Origin of the sequence: Actinosynnema sp. NPDC023658, from assembly GCF_040639995.1 — a bacterium.
GTDB lineage: Bacteria > Actinomycetota > Actinomycetes > Mycobacteriales > Pseudonocardiaceae > Actinosynnema.
Genome location: NZ_JBFAAX010001155.1, coordinates 1 through 1,642, shown reverse-complemented (window position 1 = coordinate 1,642; position 1,642 = coordinate 1). Strand labels below are relative to the sequence as shown.

The 1,642-nt window shown below is 72.2% G+C and carries 3 protein-coding genes; all 3 read right to left on the bottom strand.

Annotated features, from left to right (window positions below):
• Nucleotides 1-188: MbtH family NRPS accessory protein (locus AB0G02_RS39070; protein ID WP_360805216.1), on the bottom strand; the 188-nt coding region annotated here is incomplete at its 3' end.
• Nucleotides 185-1,402, bottom strand: coding sequence for an MFS transporter (locus AB0G02_RS39065; protein ID WP_360805213.1), 1,218 nt, complete (start codon nucleotides 1,400-1,402; stop codon nucleotides 185-187). The genes AB0G02_RS39065 and AB0G02_RS39070, both read right to left, overlap by 4 nt.
• Nucleotides 1,399-1,642: hypothetical protein (locus AB0G02_RS39060; protein ID WP_360805210.1), on the bottom strand; the 244-nt coding region annotated here is incomplete at its 5' end. The genes AB0G02_RS39065 and AB0G02_RS39060, both read right to left, overlap by 4 nt.

Sequence of the window (1,642 nt, the reverse complement as noted above, 5' to 3'; positions counted from 1 at the left end):
TCCATCGCCGCGCGCAACGACGCCGGGCGCATGTCGGTCCACACCTCGTCGACGTGCGCCGAGCACTCGTCCTTCGTGCCCTTGGTGCCCTCGAAGCGCCACCCGGCGGGCACGTCGTGGTGCGCGGGCCACAGCGAGTACTGGCCCTCGTCGTTGACCAGGACCTGGTAGGCGATGTCGTCCCTCATGCGTTGTTCTCCTCTTGTGCTTTCGCGTACCCGCGCAGAGTCGGGCTGACCGTGACGAAAATCGTGATCAGGAAGATCCCCGCCGTGCACACCAGCACGGCGGTCCGGGCCGACAGCGCCTGGATCAGCGCGCCGCCGATCAGGGGGCCGAGGGCGCCGGCCGCGCCGACGACCACCCCCATCACCCCGCTGAGCCGTCCTCGCAGCTCGTCCGGGGTCAGGAGCAGCTGGTGGGTGCCGATCGTGGTGTTGGCCGTCGGCGCCAGGAAGCTCATCAGGCCGAACAGCGCGCCGACCAGGTACGGCGACTCGACCACCAGCGCGCCGGGCATCAGCAGCGCCAACCCCCAGAACACCCCGGCGATCGACCGGTGCGGCCCGAGGACGCGGTGCAGCCACGGCGCGGCCAGCGCGCCGAGCACACCGCCGACGCCGAGCATCGCGGCCATCACGCCGATCTCGCCCGGCGTCGCGCCCCGGCCCTCCACCAGCACGATGACCACCCAGTAGAACGCGGTGAAGAACAGGTTCAGCACCACCGCGCACAGGGCCGTCACCCGGATCTCGCGGCGGCTCCACACCCACCGCAGGCCCTCGCCGATCGACTTCAGCAGGTGCGGGTGCTCCTCGACCGGTTCGGCCGGCGGCACCCGCAGGAACACCAGGGCCACGAACGCCACCGCGTGCGTGACCATGTCGACCAGGAACGGCAGCCACCGCGTGACGGCGAACAGCACGCCGCCCAGCGCCGTCCCGGCCATCTGCCCCAGCGAGGACCGGGCGCTGTTCATCGCCACCGCGGTCGCCAGCTGCGACTCCGGCACGAGCCGGGGCAGGCAGGCGTCCTCGGCGGGTTCGAACAACGCCCGGCACACGCCGAGCACGGCGGCGACCGCCATGACGTGCGGGATGGTGAGCGCGTCGGCCCACACCGCCGCCACGAGCCCGCCCAGGGCGAACACCTGGACGGCCTCGCAGCACAGCATGATCCGACGGCGGTCCCACCGGTCCACCAACGCGCCCGCGGGCAGCCCCACCACCAACTGCGCGGTGGCGTCCACGGTGAGCACCAGACCGGACAGCACCGGCGAGCCGGTCAGCACCAGCACGAGCAGCGGCAGCGCGAACATCGAGGCGCTGAACCCGACCTCGGCCAGTGCCTGACCGCCCCACAGCAGCGTGTAGTTCCGGTTGCGCGTCAACGGTGTCGTCACAGCGCACCCCGGCAGTCCGCGGCGATGGCCCGCAGCGCGGTGGCGAAGTCGGCGGCCACCGCCTCGATCTCCGCGGCCGAGTGCACCGACTGGTGGTAGTACCAGGTGAAGCCGACCGTGCGACCGGCCTCACCGACCACGTCGACCAGGTGGTCCCCGACGTCGGAGGGGTCGTGCTCCTGACCGACGGACGGCAGCACCGCCCGGTACAGCCCGGTCGACTCGGCCGAACCCCCGTCG